The following is a 438-nucleotide window of genomic DNA, read 5'->3' on the forward strand; positions in this document are numbered from 1 at the left end:
CCGCCTGATGTGAAACCCGAGCTTCAAGTCAACACATCCGAACCCCAACAACCCGAAACGCACAACATCACTGCCGAGCAGACAAACAGGCCGTCTGAAAAAATCATCAACTTCGGTGCCGATACCCTGCTTGCCAGCACCGAATTACTTGCACGCGCCATGTATTCCGCCGTCGTCGCCCACAACATCCCCGGCATCAAAGTCGTTTTGCCCATTTACGAACAATGGCCAGAACACGACCGCGCCATGGCACGCTATGCCAAAGGTTTGCTTGCCCAATCCGAAGGACGCGCCGCCGAAGCCATCGGCCATTACCGCCGCTTTATCGCCGAGCAACCCGATGCCTCCGCCGTCCGCTGGCAGCTTGCGACCGCCTTGTTTGAAGACAAACAAAACGAAGCCGCAGCCGACCAGTTCGACAAACTACAAACCGAATCC

1 pseudogene is annotated in these 438 nt (G+C 56.6%); it reads left to right on the forward strand.

Features of this window, described 5'->3' with window-relative positions:
- Positions 1–438, forward strand: a pseudogene (locus ACTHUR_RS21320) (surface lipoprotein assembly modifier); the annotation flags it as partial.

Source organism: Neisseria sp. P0021.S007 (assembly GCF_051956855.1).